The organism is Pseudoflavonifractor sp. 60 (assembly GCF_009911645.1).
In the GTDB taxonomy this organism is placed as follows: Bacteria; Bacillota; Clostridia; order Oscillospirales; family Oscillospiraceae; genus Lawsonibacter.
This window is the reverse complement of the sequence record NZ_QWKI01000036.1, coordinates 20803-36063: the sequence shown is the minus strand read 5'-3', so window position 1 is coordinate 36063 and position 15261 is coordinate 20803. Positions and strand designations below refer to the sequence as shown.

The window sequence follows — 15261 nt, the reverse complement described above, 5'->3', positions numbered from 1 at the left end:
TGAATGGCCATTGAACTGGCAACCAAATTCCAGCCCTATACCGACGAGCAGTTTTCCACCGAGTCCAAGAAAAGCCTGCTGACCAACCAGGACTTCGACTGGACCGGCGCCCACACCGTAAAGGTGTACAAGATCACCACCAGCGGCATGAACGACTATGGCCGCAGCGGCCCTGCTGAGGGCAACTGGAGCCGCTACGGCGCGGTGGCCGCCCTGGACGCCACCACCGAGGAGTTCACCTTGAAGAAGGACCGCTCCTTCACCTTCGCCATTGACAAGCTGGACACCGACGAGACCGCCCAGCAGCTGGCGGCGGCGTCTGCTCTGGCCCGGCAGAACCGGGAGGTGGTAATCCCCGAGGTGGACACCTACACCTATGGCGTGATGTGCAGCAAGGCCGGTCACAAGCCCGACGCCAAGGCGCTGACCGCTGAGAACATCTATACCGAGGTGCTGGCCGCCTCCCAGGCTCTGGACGACGCTGAGGTCCCCGAGACTGGCCGTGTGCTGGTAGTCACCCCCGCCACCTATGCGCTGATGAAGAAGTGCAAGGACATCACCATGGAGACCGACGTGGGCAATGAGCTGCGCCTGCGGGGCGTGATTGGCGTCCTGGACGGCATGACTGTGCAGAAGATCCCCGCCAACCGCCTGCCCGTCGGCTTCGGCTTTATGGTGGCCCACCCCTGCGCCACCGTCGCACCCGTGAAGCTGGAGGACTACACCATCCACGCCAATCCCCCCGGCATTTCCGGCAGTCTGGTGGAGGGCCGTATCGTCTATGACGCTTTTGTCTTGGACAACAAGGTGAAGGCTATCTATTACCAGGCTCTGCCTGTCGTCACGCCGCCCAGCGGTGAAGACGGGGGCAAGGGCTGACCCAAGGGGGGCGCGTGGGCAGGAGCCTGTGCGCCCTTCACTATCCGCAGATTTCGCAGACCCTAAAAAGACAGCTATGGCAAGATTTGCGAGACCCTAAAAAGACAGCTATGGTAAGATTTGTGAGAGCAGAAAAAGCGGGTTTCCGGACACCGTAACGCGCACGCATGACAATGTCAGCTTATCCGACATTTCAGACATCCTGAAAGGGCATGTTTTATGAGCAACCAGATATTTCCAAAACGTCTCCAGAATTTGCGGAAACAAAAGCAGCTGAGTGCGCACGCTCTGAGTGAGCTGTGTGGCATGGGCAAAAACAGAATCCTGTTGTATGAGAAAGGTGAGCAAGAGCCAACCATAAGCAAACTGGAGGCCATCGCTGATTTCTTCGATGTATCTACGGATTATCTATTAGGGCGTGACCACAAATAGCGGGGTGTGCGTCTATGGCCAACAAGGACCTGAAGATATACCGTGCGGCCCGGATGTGCCCGGTGTGTGGGGAGGACAGCCGGGTCTATGATTCCAGAGAACAGTCGGACGGGACCATACGCCGGATACGTTGCTGTTCCGTCTGTGGGGTCCGCTTCAGCACGGAGGAGAGCTTTGTGGGCATGGTGCGCATGAGACGCCTATCCCGCTCCAGCCAATAGAAAGCCGGGGCTGTGATTTGGGATCAGACAAACGCCCACAAGCCTCCCTTGAAAGGGGCTTATGGGCGTTCTCTTTTGCCCTTTTGTTTTCCCTTGTTTTTTCCCTTTAACCTTCCCGGCCCTATCAGGTGACACCCAAAAAGAACGGGTGAAAAGTCTTGCGCCACAGCGGATAGCGGATGTGAAAAGGGACCAGCGGGCAGCAGCGGGTGGCCCCTGCGTATCGCAGGGTCAAAGGGGGATACTGTGGGAATGGTTTGGGCAGCCTCGCCAACTGCCGCCGCCATCTGTCGGTATCGCGCCGCCGGTCTGCCGTCGGCGGGCTTGCATACTCCCGTGCCGGGGGTGAGCAGTAGGGCGGTCTTGCCGCCTGAGAATACGGCACAATAAAATATAACATAGTGTGCGGGAAGTGCCATCGCCGGAGTCAGATAGATATATGGATAGAAAACGAGATCTGACGGTGGCTTTCCCGTACAAAATTGCTGTATAGATTCAATGCTATAATGAGGGGGGCATTAAATTGGAACAGAGCATTGACAAAGCGCCAATTCATTTGAAAATGACCTTAACTATTAGGGAAGCTGCGGAATACAGCAATATCGGAATTAACAAAATAGACAGTATGCTGCGTATGCCTAACTGTCCGTTCGTCCTTTTTGTCGGTTCAAAAAAGTTGGTAAAGCGCAAGGAATTTGAGGATTATATTGGACAGAAACTCATAATATGACCTAATAAAAAGAGCGGCAAAATAACGCTTGAGAAAGAGAGCGGTATCTGCTATACTCATGGTGTAGTAGTGTGCTCTCTTTCCTTGCGAGAAAGGAGCCGATTCATGGGAAAGAACTTAAAAGGCAAAAAATGTGTAAAGGAATTTGCCAGAGAAAGGATGGGTTATACTTAGCACGATTTGTTGACAAAGCAGGGAAAAGGCATGACAAATGTTTCCGAAAGCTTCCAGAAGCCAGAAACTGGCTGGAGGAAGCACGAGTTCTCGACAGGCAGGGAGGACAGAGTGCTGAGCCGAACGAAGAAAGCTTTGCGTCGCCTGATATGACGGTAGACGCATGGTTTGAATTTTGGATTGAGAACATTATAGGTGATTTGGCCCCTAATACTTGCCGAAACTACTGTGAAAGGTATGTAAACAATGTTCAGTCGGTAATTGGCAAAATGCTTCTGCGGGATGTGTGACCCATGCACTGCAAGAAAATTCTGATTGGAATGGATGCCGATTACGCAGGCTCAACTATCCGACAAACCCATATCGCAATGGGTACTATGTTTCGTTCTGCTGTGATGAATGGTATGATCCCTAAACATCCTATGGACGGGGGTTAGATACACCAAGCCGGTATGCGTTCCCAGCGATATCAAGTATCTCACGGTTGAAGAACAGGAAAGGTACTTCAGAAGCTACTGGGTCACGCCAGTATCCAGACCACCATGGATAAATGTGTGCATGTGACAGATGACTCACTGACTGCCGGTGTACGGCAATTTGAGGCCAGCAGAATGTAACTGCACATAAGTCAATGGCAAAATGGTGAAGAAATGGTACAGTAATGTTGAAGCTCTAAAGGAGCAAAACCTGGAAACCATTGATAAATCAGGACTTTCTAAGGAGATGTAAAGCAATATGAAATTAGGAATCGTGGGTTTGCCAAATGTGGGCAAGAGCACCCTGTTCAACGCCATTACCAACGCCGGAGCGGAGAGCGCCAACTATCCCTTCTGCACCATCGACCCCAACGTGGGCATGGTGGCGGTGCCCGACTCCCGTCTGGACAAACTGTCCGAGATGTACCACCCCAAGAAGACAACCCCGGCGGTGATTGAGTTTGTGGACATCGCCGGTCTGGTCAAGGGGGCCAGCCGAGGGGAGGGCCTGGGCAACAAGTTTCTGGGCAATATCCGGGCCACCGACGCCATTGTCCACGTGGTGCGCTGCTTTGACGACGATAACGTGATCCACGTGGAGGGGACCACCGACCCGGTGCGGGACATGGACACCATTGACCTGGAGCTGGTCATGGCCGACCTGGAGATGGTGGACCGGCGCATTGACAAGGCCAGGAAGGCGGCCAAGGGAGACAAGAAATTCCTCCAGGAGGCGGCGGACTTCGAGGGGCTGCGCTCCTGGCTCAACGACGGCAAATCCGCCCGCAGCTATACCGAGGTGGACATTGCCGCCGAGTATCCCGACTGTGAGCTGCTGTCCCTCAAGCCGGTGATTTACGCCGCCAACTTGGATGAGGACGGCTTTACCAATCCGGAGGGGGTCCCCTACTACAAGCAGGTGGAGGTCCGGGCCCGGGAACAGGGGGCTCAGGTCATCCCCGTGTGCGCCAAGCTGGAGGCGGAGATCGCCCAGCTGGACGGGGAGGAAAAGCTGATGTTCCTGGACGACCTGGGGATTGCGGAGTCCGGCCTGGACCGGCTGGTAAAGGCCAGCTACACTCTGCTGGGCCTGATCTCCTACCTCACCTCCGGCGAGGACGAGTGCCGGGCCTGGACCATTATCCGGGGCACCAAGGCCCCTCAGGCTGCGGGAAAGATCCACTCCGACTTTGAGCGGGGCTTCATCCGGGCTGAGGTCATCTCCTACCAGGACCTGATAGACTGCGGAACCATGGCTGCCGCCCGGGAGAAGGGTCTGATCCGCTCCGAGGGCAAGGAGTATGTGGTCCAGGACGGGGATATCATCCTGTTCCGCTTTAATGTGTAAGGAGGGAAGCGCACATGGACTTGAATCTCATGTTCGAGGCGGGCATCCGCAGCGGATGGATGCTTACCAAAATGGAGTCCCTGGGGAAAAAAGAACTGAAATCCAGGATCCCGCAGCTGCCCGAGGCAGAACAGCGCACCTTTGAAGTACTGATGCAGATACAGGACGCCACGCAGCTCCCCTTTCAGCTGGGCCTGGCCTCTCTGCTCCGGCTGACCGCCGCAGTGCTGGACGAGCCGGAGGAGAAGCTTGTGGAACAGATGGACCAGGAGGTAGCGGCGGTAAAGGAATACCTGGAGAACAAGCTGGAAAATGGGGGTCTGGAGCCGTGAGCATCTACGCTGACCTTTTCCTCACCTTTGCCAAGGTGGGGGTATGCACCTTCGGCGGGGGCTACGCCATGCTGCCCATCCTCCAGCGGGAGGTGGTAGAGAAAAAGGGCTGGGCCACCGACGAGGAGCTCACCGACTACTTTGCCGTGGGCCAGTGTACCCCCGGCATTATCGCTGTCAATACCGCCACCTTCATCGGGTACAAATACAAGGGGATCCCCGGCGGCGTACTGGCAACCCTGGGCCTGGTGTTCCCCTCTCTGATTATTATCACTGCCATTGCCGCATTTCTGTCCAACTTTGCCGATATCCCGGCAGTGCGGCACGCCCTGGCCGGCATCAACGCCGCCGTGGTGGCCCTGATTGCCGCCAGTGTGCTGAAGCTGGGCAAGTCCACGCTGAAAAACGGAGCCGCCATCACCATCTTCCTGTGTGTGCTGGCCCTGGCAGCGGCGGGGAACATAGTCAATTTCGGCCCCGGGACCCCGGGCGCCATGCTGGATTTGCTCACCTCCCCCGCCGTTCTGATCGTACTGGCTGGCATAATGGGCTTTGCGCTCTACAGGAACGGGAAAGGCGGTGAGGGGAAATGATCTTTCTGCGGCTGTATTTTGAGTTTGCCAAGGTGGGACTCTTCGCCGTGGGCGGCGGACTGGCTACCATCCCCTTCCTCCAGGACATGGGGGCCCGCACCGGCTGGTTCACCGCCGTGGACCTGACTACCATGATCGCTGTGTCCGAGTCTACCCCCGGCCCCATGGGGGTCAATATGGCCACCTATGTGGGCTTCCAGACGGGCAGTCTGGCGGGCGGCTCCATGGGCGGTGTTCTGGGCGCTACGCTGGCCACCCTGGGGCTGATAACCCCCTCCATCATTATCATTATGATAATCGCTGGATTTCTACAGAAGTTTCGCCAGTCCAAAACGGTGGACGCCGTCTTCCAGGGACTGCGGCCCGCCTCCACCGCGCTGATTGCCTCCGCCGGGCTGTCGGTGGCCCTGTCGGTGCTGGTGAGCATCGGGGGGACGGAGGAGCACACCTTTGCCGTCCACTGGCCCGCCCTGCTCCTGGCCGTGGCCGTGTTCCTGTGTATGCAGTCCAAGCAGCTGAAAAAGCTGCACCCCATCGTGTTTATTGCCATCGCCGCCGTGGTGGGGATCGTATTTCAACTCTGAACCCCGGAAAACCGCTCCCAGAGGCACAAGTCCTCTGGGATTTTTTTGTCCTGCCGCTGGGGCATCCACCTGCGCGGATTCCTCCCCTTTAATTCGTAAAGTATCTTTTGTAGGATGGGACGACCTTAGTCTGCTGTTTTATGGCCCGGCGAAGCCGGTGGGGATTGACCTGTTGGCACTGCTTCGACTTGAAATCCGAAATAGAAGCAGTTTTCCTAAGACAATCCCCCGCCTTCGCTTCGCTCAGGGGCCCCCTTTGCCAAAGGGGGCAAGCGGCTTCGCCGCTTATGCGCTCCTGCGGCATCACAAGATGGAACTACTCCGGCCCGCTCTACAATTTTTCTCTACTTTACGAATTGAAGTTCCTTTTGCTTCCCCCTTGTTCGACAAAATTATTGGTGGTATAATGGAAGTTACTACGATTTTCCCGGCTGCGGGACTGAGGAGATGAATATGTCGTGATGGACTGGACTGGCTTGGGACAATACTACTCCGGCAGGCTCTGCGAGGATTTTTTCCGCAGTCTTCCCCCTGACGCGCTCCGCCCTCTCCCCCAGGACGCGGGGTGGACCTGCTGTATGCGGGTGGGGGAATGGCGGGTCGAGGGCCTGGGGGACACGGTCCGGCTTGCCAACACCATGCACCGGCTGGCGGTATATGCCCGGGAGCCGGACCTCTTCCAGGCCATGAAACAGTTCATCGGCCAAATCACCGGCAATGACGGGCGGCCCAAGGACAAGCTGGCCCTGGTGCTAGCCGGAGGGGGCGCAAAGGGGGCCTATCAAATCGGGGTGTGGTCTGCCCTGGACCAGCTGGGGCTGTCGGGGGAGATCGGCGGCATCTCCGGCACCTCCATCGGCGCGGTGAACGCCCTGCTCTTCGCCCGGGGCGACTTTAACTACGCAAAAAATCTCTGGCTGGAGCTGAGCCGCACCAACAAGCGGCAGGAGATTCAGGCACGCATCCGCAAGGTCAACGTCAAGAAGGTCCCCGGCCTGGGGGAGCTGATTTTGGACGACCGCTTTCTCTCCCAGGCCGCGCTGAAGCGGGCGGCCTCCCAGGCGGTGGGCGGCGGCTATGGGGATCAGATCAGGCGGCGGTACCATATGTACACCACCAGCGTTGTGGCCGAGCCCCTGCTCAAGCTGATGACCATGCGGACCAAGGACATGAAGGAGCGCTACATCCCCTGGGGCATCCTCTCCCCTGCGGAGATGGTCCAGGCGGTGCTGGCCTCCTCCGCCCTGCCCGTGGTGTATCAGCCGGTGAAGCTGCGGGGCGCCGAGTACTACGACGGCGGACTGAAGGATAATGTCCCCTTCCTGCCCCTGTACCGGTGCGGCTACCGGAAGTTTATCATCGTCCATCTGGGGCGTAGCCATGTGGAGGAGACCCAACACAAGCTGGCCCAGTGTCCTGGCGCCTGGGCGGTGCAAATTATCCCCGGCCCCCAGGTGGGCAGCGGCGTGCAGGCCATGCTGGACCTGAGCTATAAGGCGACTCTGCACCGGAAGAAGGCGGGGGAACTGGATACGCTGGCCCTTAAAGACAGTCTGCTGGCCCTGGCCAGAGGATAAGGGAGGTATTTTATGGAATGGGAACAGTTTAACGACCTGCTGCGCCAGGCTCTGGAGACCCCGGAGGTACGGGCTCTGATCCGGCAGATTGCAGCGGAGGATGACCATATGGCGGGCACAGCCCCGGCGGCCCGTCCGGAGCAGCTGCGGGAGCTGGAGGAGCTCAATGCCAAGCTGCGGGAGCGCATTGACCTGGCGGTGGAGGAGCGGGACGCTCTGGAGGTCCGCCTCCGGGAGGAGCAGAGGCGGAACAAACAGCTGACCTCCCAGGCGGAGGAACGGGAACGCCAGCTGAGGGAGGCCCGCCGCCAGGGCGCGGAGTGGGAGAATCAGCTCACACTGGCCAACCAGCGGTGTACCGGTCTCTCCGCAAAGCTCCAGGAGGCAGAGCAGCAGTGTAAAGCCATATCCGTCCAGCAGCAGGAGGCCCTGGCCAAATCCCAACGTATGGAGGAGGAGCTGAAACAGCAGACGGCCCGCTTAACCCCCCTGCGCCCGCTGCTGGAGCACTTTGACGCCTACCGCGCCCTGCCCGGGACGCTGTTGAAGACCCTCGCCCCCCTCCTACCGGCGGACAACGTGATGGGCTTCTGGGCCAACGGCTGTCAGATCGACAATATCCTCCACCTCTGGGACGCGCTGAAACTTCAAACCGGCAGCCTTTCCCCGGAGCACCAGGCAGTGATACTGGATATCCTGTCCTTCTTCCTGGACCGGTACAACTCCGTCTGGGCCAGCCCGGTCTACCAGCTGATGACCCAGGAGGTGGGAAGGCCCTTTGACGACCTGCGGCACCTGAGGTCGGGGGATTGCAGCCGCTTCCAGGGGGATGTGGCCCAGGTCCTTCTGCCCGGCATCTGGAATCTGAACCGGAATACCGCCGAGCGCAAGTGTCTGGTGCGGTTTTAGCGAAAAATGTTAGAAAAACTGGCCCCTGCTGCGGGGCGGAAGCCAATAAAAGAGGAGGCAGTTGATATGGATGAGACGGCAAAAAACACCCCCCAGGAGCCCGGCGGGGAGTCCTGGGAGTTTCAGCGGGACTTCAACTGGAGCGCCGGCCCCCAGAGCGGGGTGCGGCGGCTGGACGTGTTCCCGGTAAACTGGAAGCAGATGACCCAGAAGCAGGTGACCCGGGAGCTGAAGCTTTTGGAGAACTACGTCTGGGAGTTGTTCAAGGGGGCATATGTGGACGGGCACCAGAACATCCAAATTGCGGAGCTCCCCCTGCGTATCTGCCCGGCGGAGGACCTGCGCCTGTTTGTGGAGGACTACTCCAAAATTGAATTGACCACCAACAACGCCTACTATGTCTGGAACTACAACTACAGCCAGGAGGGATATCAGCAGATGACCAATCGGGGCAGCCTCCGGGCTCTGGGGGAGCTACAGGAGGCCGGCATCCGCGGCTGGCGTCTGTGTACCAAGGATGAAGCAAAGATTATCTTTCAAGGGGAACCCTGGGGCGGTTGGGGGGTCAACTCTGGCACAATCAGCGGCGTCTCCCTCTATGATACAATTCACAGCAAAGAGTTCAGCGTGTTTCCCACTGGGGCCAGCAGCCAGTATTATCATATAAGCCAAGGACAGATCAGAAATTTTGGTGGAACCAGCTGCACGGTGGCGGACGTCTATGTGGCCGGTTTTCCCGAGGACTTCTGTCTGCTGGACTTCCTCCTGGAGCGCCGCTGGACCCCTGTGCTGGCCGTCGGGACCCTTCAGTGGCAGGAGCTGACCGAGCTGTACCAGCGGCAGTTCATCCAAATCACCTCGGAGTGGGACGATGTGGCGGCGCGGGAGGAGTTCACCATCTTGCCCACTCCCCAGCTGTTCCAGGCGCTGGAATCGGGAGAAACCCTCCACATCGGCGGCGCCAGCTTCACCGCAGGCTCACCGCAGCTGCTGGAGGAGGCGCGGGAGGAGGTCCTCCGCTGCGACACCCAGCGGGCGAATATAACCCCCTACGACCCCATGCAGCTGGAGGACCCCAACCGGGGCTCCTGGGAGCTGTGGGCCCCGCCTATGGACGAGATGGTAATGATGTCCATCCCCGCGCCGGTGTACGCCCGGGACCCCCGTCTGGACGTTCGGCCCGGGGGCGTGATCGCCATTGACTTCGGCACCAAAAGCACGGTGGTGGCCCGGCAGGACGACAGCGACTACACCCATCTGGTGCGCATCGGCAAGGGGCTCTACGACCAGGAGGCCCGGGACAGCGACTATGAAAATCCCACCGTCATGGAATTTGTCGACCTGGACAGCTTCCTCCGGGCCTACCGCAGCCGGGAGGGACGGCCCGCCACCTCCTGGAGCGACCTGACCGTATCCCACACTGCCAACGATATGTGGAAGGACAACAAGGACAGCAGCAAATACTTCTCCTTCTTCGGTGAGCTGAAGCAGTGGGCGGGGAACCAGAACCAGAACCTGCGGGTCCGGGACCGGACGGGGACCACGGAGCTCACCCTGCCCCCCTATCTGAGCATCTCCGAGGGGGAGTTTGACCCCATTGAGCTGTACGCCTACTACATCGGCCTGTACATCAACAATATGCACACCAGCCAGATCTATCTGGAATATCTCCTGTCCTTCCCGGTCACCTACCCGGAGGAGGTGCGGAAACGGATTTTGGACAGCTTTCGCCGGGGCCTGGCCAAATCCCTGCCCCAGGCGGTGCTGGACGACCCGGAGTGTCAGGAGCAGTTCTCCGTGCGCCAGGGGGCGGGAGAGCCAGCGGCCTATGCGGTGTGCGCCCTCCAGGAGTACCAGTTCCAGCCGGAGGAGGGGGAAAATGTCTACTACGCCATCTTCGACTTCGGCGGCGGCACGGCGGACTTCGACTTCGGCGTGTGGCGGAGAGCCCCCAGAGGCAATGGGAGGCGGCGGAAGTACAACTATATCATCAGCCACTTTGGCGACGGCGGCGACCGGTATCTGGGAGGGGAAAATCTGCTGGAGCTGCTGTCCTACCAGGTCTTCCGGGACAACCAGAGCCAGCTGCGCCAGGCAGGGATCACCTTCTCCCGTCCCCCTCAGTGCGAGCCTTTCAAGGGCAGCGTGGGACTTCTGGCCAACTCTCAGGAGGCCCACACCAATATGCGCCAGATGAAGGAGGCCCTGCGCCCCCTGTGGGAGCGGCCCGAGGGCTGGGAGTCGGAGTACGCCAGCGGGGCCATTAAGCTGGACCTGGTGAAGCAGGACGGCAGCTGGGCCCTTGGGACCCAAATTCAGTTGGACCCGCAGCGGCTGGAGGCCATTTTGAGAGGGCGTCTTGCCGAGGGGGTCGATAAATTCATCCACGCCCTGAGCCGGGCCTTTAAGCCGGAGCTGTACAAGAGCCATCCCGCCAACCGCATCCACATCTTCCTGGCGGGCAACGCGGGCAAGTCGGAGCTGCTGCGGCAGGTATTTGATGAGAAGCTGGCCGCCTTTGCCGAAAGCATTGGCCAGTGCTACCAGGAGCGGGGGGAGTATGACCATGAGGATTTGGACTTCTTCCAGCTGTATCCCCCTCTGGGAACCCCGGAGGCCCAGGCGATCATGCGGGAGCGGGGCTGCACCTTCTCCGAGGACGAGGAGGTGGACGAGCGCCCCACCGGCAAGACGGGGGTCGCCTTCGGCCTGATCCTGTGCCGGGAGGGCTCCCCCATCAAGGTGGAAAACGAGGTGGCCCAGGACCAGGAGATCAAGTTTACCTTCTCCGTGGGCTACAATGACGACGGCTTTTTTGCACCCTGCCTCACCCGGGATACCCCCTACGGCCAGTGGGTCGAGTATCTGGAGGCGGACGCGGCCCAATTCGAATTCTACTTCTCCACCGACCCCACCGCCCAGCAGCCGGGCCGCCTGCCCGTCTCCAAGGCTAAAAAGCGGGGCGGCGTGCGCATCCCGGCCTCCGCCGTCAACGAGGACTGGTGGATCCTCCTCCGGCCCACAGGCCCCAGTCAACTGGAGTATGTGGTGGCTAAGAGCCTGGAGGACGCCGCCCAGGAGCGCTATGAGTGTCCCCCCAAGGCCATAACCCTGGAGAACTAGCGCCACCCAAAACACCCTGCCCAAATGGACAGGGTGTTTTCTCTCTATTGGGTTTCCATTAACGCCGCCGCAATGGCGTCCGCCGAGGCCTGCTTGGAGTTGAAATCCAGGTGGGAGTAGATATCGGCGGTGGTGGCGAAGGTGGAGTGGCCCAGCCAGTCCTGGATCTGCTTCATGGGGATGCCTTGGCTGAGGAGCAGAGAGGCGCAGCTGTGGCGCAGGTCGTGGAAGCGGATGATCCGCAGGTTGTGCCGGCGGAGCAGCAGCTTGAAGTGGTCGGTGACATAGTTGGGGCGGAAGAGACGGCCCATCTCGTTGACGCACACGTAGTCCAGATAGTCCATGCAGTAGGCGGAGCGGAACAGCTCCTGATAGCGGGCCTGCCTGCCCTTCTGTTCCAGCAGCAGCTCCCGCATGGCGGGGATCAGGGGTAGGGTTCGGAAGCTGGACTTGTTTTTCAGCTTGTCCTCTGTGTACATCTGGTACTTTCCATTCTCAGAGCTCTCCGTCACCTTGTGGTTGATCGTCACGGTCCCCCGAGCAAAGTCCACCGCGCTCCAGCGGATGCCCAGTACCTCGCTGCGCCGCAGGCCGTAGTAGGCGGCCAGCTGGATGACCACCGACATGGAGTCCTCCCTGGTAGCCTCAAAGAGGGCGGCCAGCTCCTCCTTGGTGTAAAAGCCCGCCAAATATTTTCCCTTTTTGGGCCGGTCCACCTTGTCCGCCACATTCTCCGCCAGCATCTCGTTCTTCACGGCGTATTGCAGTGCCTTGCGCACCACGGCGTGGTAGTGGATGACGGTGTTGGCGTTGCAGCCGTCCTGAAAGATGGACTCGTGGAGCTCCCGGATGTGGCAGGGCTCCACCTGGTCCAGCCGGAGCTGGCGGCTTCGGAAAAAGGGGTCCAGCCGGGCGGAGATGATGTTTTCATAGCTGTGGTAGGTGGTGCGCTCAATGGTGGGGGCCACAATTTTCAGCCAGTCCCACAGGTAATCAGCAAACAGCGGGAGCTCCTCCGCCTTCTGCTCCGGGCGGCCCCGCTTCTGCTCCTCCAGACGCAGCTGGAGCCTGCGCCGTCCCCTCTTCCGCGGAACGCTCAGGGAGACGGCCTTTTGCCTGCCCTTTCCGTCCGCGTTGCACAGCCCGGAGCGCTCCCGGAACGCGGTCTCTTGGTACTTCATAAAAATCCTCCTTTCGGCCCCTGCGGCCTCACCTGGAATCCCGCTCCCCACTGTACAGATAGTCGATCACTGCCGACTTGGGGACCCGGTACAGCCGCCCCATCCGGACGCTCTGGATCTTCCCCTCCCGCAGAAGGCTGTAGGTCATGCGCTGGCCAACCCCCAGCATCTCCTGTACCTGGCGGGGGGTCAGGGCGTCGGGATAGTGGAGGAACATGGTCCCATATCGCAGGGCTTCTTTCTCTTTTTTGTCCATTGATGGATTCTCCTCTCTGTTTGGCAGTCCTTTTGACTATAATAGGAAAAAAGATATCGCCTAATATATAGGCGGCGAGAAGGGCAAAAACGGAACTGCAAAGGAAGAATTTTTTTGAGAAAGACATATGCAGACATTCGGGAGGAGAAGCTGGAGCAGAAAATCCAGGCCCTGGCCGGGGAGGGCAACTGGACCGCAGTGCTCCAGGCTCTGGACGACTTCGACGCCAACAACGAGCGGCGGGAGCTGGAGCACCGGGCCCAGCTGGACATCACCATTGCGGACCGGGACCTGGGAGATGGAGAGGGCTGCCGGGCGGCGGTGCTGCTGCGGCTGAGCCGGCGGGAGGACTTTGAGGAACATATTTTTTCCCGGCGGCCCGAGGACCTGTACCAGCTGGCGGGGGACCGCTCCGTCAGCACGGCGCTGCGGCGTCTCACCCCCATCCAAAGCCGGGTCCTATTTGAAAATGTGGTCTACGGCGTCCCCGCCAAGGAGATCGCAGCGGAGCTGGGGTGCTCCCACCGAAATATCACCAAGCACCGCCAGACCGCCCTGGCCAAGCTCCGGTACCTGGCCGCAGTTCCGGAGGTCAAAGGCTAGACACGCGTGTCCCGCCTCGCACCGCGGGACTTGTTCCCTTGGGCAAAGGGGGTTGCCCAACCCTTTGTGCAGCAAAAATCCCGACTTCTGAATCAGAAGTCGGGATTTGATATTGGGATTTAGCCCACAAAGCCGGCGCCTATACCCTGGGAGGCGCTCCAGCCCTGGACAACGTCCGTCTCCAGCTGCTCCCGGTCCTGACTGCGCAGGGCGGAGAGAGCGGTGAGCTTCCAGGCGGGGTCGTCGGTGGAGACATAGTACATCACGTGCCAGCCATACTCGCTCTTCACCAATTCGGTGTCGCCCGGGCGGCGGGAGGGATCAATGGCCCAGTCCCGGAAGGGCTCCACATAGTTAGAGCTGGAGTTGATGCCCGAAATCAGGCCGCCGGAGAGCCGGGAACCCGTGTCTTCAGTGTTGTCGGTGGCCAGCTGGGCGAAGGAGTCCTCGGTGGCCTCGCCGGCGCGCCACTGGTCCAGCAGCTCCTGCGCCTTCTCCTCGGCCACATCATACTGGGTCTGGGTGGGGGTGCTGGTGGCCACGTCGCCGGTGGCCCGGATCAGGATGTGGCGGACAGAGTTGGTGTTCTCCTCATCCCGGAGGCGCTCCTCAAAGCGGGCCACATAATAGAAGTAGGAGTCCACTGTCTCCTGCTCGGTGATGGTGATGTCTCCGGAGCGGCGGCTGGAGTCCAGCAGCCAGTCGGCGTAGATGGAGTTGACCACGTTGCTGCCGCTGGCCCGGCGGGAGGCGACGGAGCTGTACAGCTGGTCGGCGTACTCCTCGGCCAGGTCCTCCGGCTCGGCTCCGGCCCGCAGCTTGGCCTCTACCTCCTGGGCCAGAGCCTTCTGCTCAGCCTTGGACTCCTCCAGGGCGGCGGTCTTCTCCTCGTCGGTCATCTCAATGGGGTTGCCCTCCTCGTCCTGCGTGGGGACATAGGCGCGGAAGGCCAGCTGGGAGTAGACAATGGTGTCCATGTTGTCGGCGTTCTCCCGGTAGTAGGCCTCGCAGTCGGAGTCGGGGTGGTCAATGGCGTCCAGCTGGGCGCTGGCGTAGTCGCTGGCCAGCACTTCCCGATGGAATAGGGAGACCAGCTTGTCATAGGTCATATAGGCGCCGAACTGGGCCCGGATGAAAGCGTCCCGGCTGGTGGCGCCGTAGCCAACCCACATGGTGTTCAGCTGCTCCAGGTTTGAGTCCAAGCTGTCCTGGGCCTCCTGGGAGAGGGTATAGCCCTCGCTCTCGGCCCTGGCGGCCAGGGTGGTATCGGTGGTCAGATCCTCAATAGCCAGCTCCATAATGTGGTCGTGCCAGCTCTGGCCGGTCTCCTGGTCGTAGGTCTGCTTCTTCACGGAGGTGCTGGAGTCGAAAGCGTAGCTGCTGGCCAGGTTGTTATACTGGGTGCTGTAGTAGTATTGCAGCTCGGGGACGGTGTAGTTGAAGCCGTTGATGGTCACGGCGGTAAGGCTGCGCTGAAGGAGTCCGCTGTTCAGGATCATCAGAACAACGGCGGCAATGACCACAGCGGCGGCGATGACGGAGTAAACGGCCACAGAACGGCGGTCCTTCTGCTCCTCCTGACGGCGCTGCTCATTGCGCTGGGCCTTTTTTTCGGATGCACTCACAGTTGGTTCAGTCCTCTCATTCTTCAAAGTAAAATCGCAAATGTCCGTGGGAAAGGGGAGTCTGGCGGGCATTTCCGACCTATTATACTAAATGCCGCCGCCGATTGCAAGAGGGAGGGGGGACTTTTACACTTTATTTATAATTCCCCCGGAGGGGCGGCAAAGGGGGCTAAAAAAGACCGCGGCATACTGCCGCGGCCAAAGTGCAAGGAAAAATT

14 protein-coding genes are annotated in these 15261 nt (G+C 59.8%); 11 read left to right on the top strand and 3 right to left on the bottom strand.

The window, feature by feature from the left end:
• Positions 1 to 3 precede the first annotated feature (3 nt).
• From D1646_RS04515 to D1646_RS04465, 10 genes are all read left to right on the top strand, one after another.
• Entirely contained in the window at positions 4 to 879 is an 876-nt protein-coding gene (locus D1646_RS04515; protein ID WP_160635310.1) for a hypothetical protein, read from the top strand.
• Between the two features lie 446 nt (positions 880 to 1325).
• Positions 1326 to 1532, top strand: a complete 207-nt coding sequence (locus D1646_RS04505) for a hypothetical protein (protein WP_243154015.1) — start codon at positions 1326 to 1328, stop codon at positions 1530 to 1532.
• Between the two features lie 523 nt (positions 1533 to 2055).
• Complete coding sequence (locus tag D1646_RS04500) at positions 2056 to 2262, top strand: excisionase (RefSeq protein ID WP_160635308.1); 207 nt, start codon at positions 2056 to 2058, stop codon at positions 2260 to 2262.
• Between the two features lie 909 nt (positions 2263 to 3171).
• Positions 3172 to 4260: a redox-regulated ATPase YchF gene (ychF, locus tag D1646_RS04495; protein WP_160635307.1), complete on the top strand. Its 1089-nt coding sequence runs from the start codon at positions 3172 to 3174 to the stop codon at positions 4258 to 4260.
• A 14-nt stretch (positions 4261 to 4274) separates the two neighbouring features.
• Complete coding sequence (locus tag D1646_RS04490; RefSeq protein WP_160635306.1) at positions 4275 to 4592, top strand: hypothetical protein; 318 nt, start codon at positions 4275 to 4277, stop codon at positions 4590 to 4592.
• On the top strand, positions 4589 to 5185 hold the full coding sequence (locus tag D1646_RS04485; RefSeq protein ID WP_160635305.1) for a chromate transporter: 597 nt from the start codon (positions 4589 to 4591) through the stop codon (positions 5183 to 5185). Before D1646_RS04490 ends, D1646_RS04485 begins: the two co-directional genes overlap by 4 nt.
• The gene (locus tag D1646_RS04480; protein ID WP_160635304.1) at positions 5182 to 5769 is read left to right on the top strand and encodes a chromate transporter; all 588 of its coding nucleotides are present in this window, start codon (positions 5182 to 5184) and stop codon (positions 5767 to 5769) included. Before D1646_RS04485 ends, D1646_RS04480 begins: the two co-directional genes overlap by 4 nt.
• A 461-nt stretch (positions 5770 to 6230) precedes the next feature.
• The gene (locus D1646_RS04475; protein WP_243154018.1) at positions 6231 to 7346 is read left to right on the top strand and encodes a patatin-like phospholipase family protein; all 1116 of its coding nucleotides are present in this window, start codon (positions 6231 to 6233) and stop codon (positions 7344 to 7346) included.
• Between the two features lie 12 nt (positions 7347 to 7358).
• On the top strand, positions 7359 to 8255 hold the full coding sequence (locus D1646_RS04470) for a hypothetical protein (RefSeq protein WP_160635302.1): 897 nt from the start codon (positions 7359 to 7361) through the stop codon (positions 8253 to 8255).
• Between the two features lie 66 nt (positions 8256 to 8321).
• Positions 8322 to 11378 (top strand): hypothetical protein, encoded by a 3057-nt coding sequence (locus D1646_RS04465; protein WP_160635301.1) that lies wholly within the window; start codon positions 8322 to 8324, stop codon positions 11376 to 11378.
• A gap of 44 nt (positions 11379 to 11422) precedes the next feature.
• On the opposite strand, the gene D1646_RS04460 is transcribed toward D1646_RS04465, so the two are convergent.
• Positions 11423 to 12559, bottom strand: coding sequence for a site-specific integrase (locus D1646_RS04460; RefSeq protein ID WP_160635300.1), 1137 nt, complete (start codon positions 12557 to 12559; stop codon positions 11423 to 11425).
• A 28-nt stretch (positions 12560 to 12587) separates the two neighbouring features.
• Positions 12588 to 12815, bottom strand: coding sequence for a helix-turn-helix domain-containing protein (locus D1646_RS04455; RefSeq protein ID WP_160635299.1), 228 nt, complete (start codon positions 12813 to 12815; stop codon positions 12588 to 12590).
• Between the two features lie 114 nt (positions 12816 to 12929).
• Here D1646_RS04455 and D1646_RS04450 point away from each other — a divergent pair, with 114 nt between their 5' ends.
• Positions 12930 to 13418, top strand: a complete 489-nt coding sequence (locus D1646_RS04450; RefSeq protein ID WP_160635298.1) for a sigma-70 family RNA polymerase sigma factor — start codon at positions 12930 to 12932, stop codon at positions 13416 to 13418.
• A gap of 119 nt (positions 13419 to 13537) precedes the next feature.
• Here the strand turns inward: D1646_RS04450 and D1646_RS23880 are convergent, their stop codons facing one another.
• Positions 13538 to 15043: a peptidylprolyl isomerase gene (locus D1646_RS23880; RefSeq protein ID WP_160635297.1), complete on the bottom strand. Its 1506-nt coding sequence runs from the start codon at positions 15041 to 15043 to the stop codon at positions 13538 to 13540.
• Positions 15044 to 15261 lie beyond the last annotated feature (218 nt).

Coding starts and splice junctions, on each gene's coding strand:
- D1646_RS04515 (WP_160635310.1), top strand. CDS start 4: ATGGCCATTGAACTGGCAACCAAATTCCAGCCCTATACCGACGAGCAG.
- D1646_RS04505 (WP_243154015.1), top strand. CDS start 1,326: ATGGCCAACAAGGACCTGAAGATATACCGTGCGGCCCGGATGTGCCCG.
- ychF (WP_160635307.1), top strand. CDS start 3,172: ATGAAATTAGGAATCGTGGGTTTGCCAAATGTGGGCAAGAGCACCCTG.
- D1646_RS04490 (WP_160635306.1), top strand. CDS start 4,275: ATGGACTTGAATCTCATGTTCGAGGCGGGCATCCGCAGCGGATGGATG.
- D1646_RS04480 (WP_160635304.1), top strand. CDS start 5,182: ATGATCTTTCTGCGGCTGTATTTTGAGTTTGCCAAGGTGGGACTCTTC.
- D1646_RS04475 (WP_243154018.1), top strand. CDS start 6,231: ATGGACTGGACTGGCTTGGGACAATACTACTCCGGCAGGCTCTGCGAG.
- D1646_RS04470 (WP_160635302.1), top strand. CDS start 7,359: ATGGAATGGGAACAGTTTAACGACCTGCTGCGCCAGGCTCTGGAGACC.
- D1646_RS04465 (WP_160635301.1), top strand. CDS start 8,322: ATGGATGAGACGGCAAAAAACACCCCCCAGGAGCCCGGCGGGGAGTCC.
- D1646_RS04460 (WP_160635300.1), bottom strand. CDS start 12,559: ATGAAGTACCAAGAGACCGCGTTCCGGGAGCGCTCCGGGCTGTGCAAC.
- D1646_RS04455 (WP_160635299.1), bottom strand. CDS start 12,815: ATGGACAAAAAAGAGAAAGAAGCCCTGCGATATGGGACCATGTTCCTC.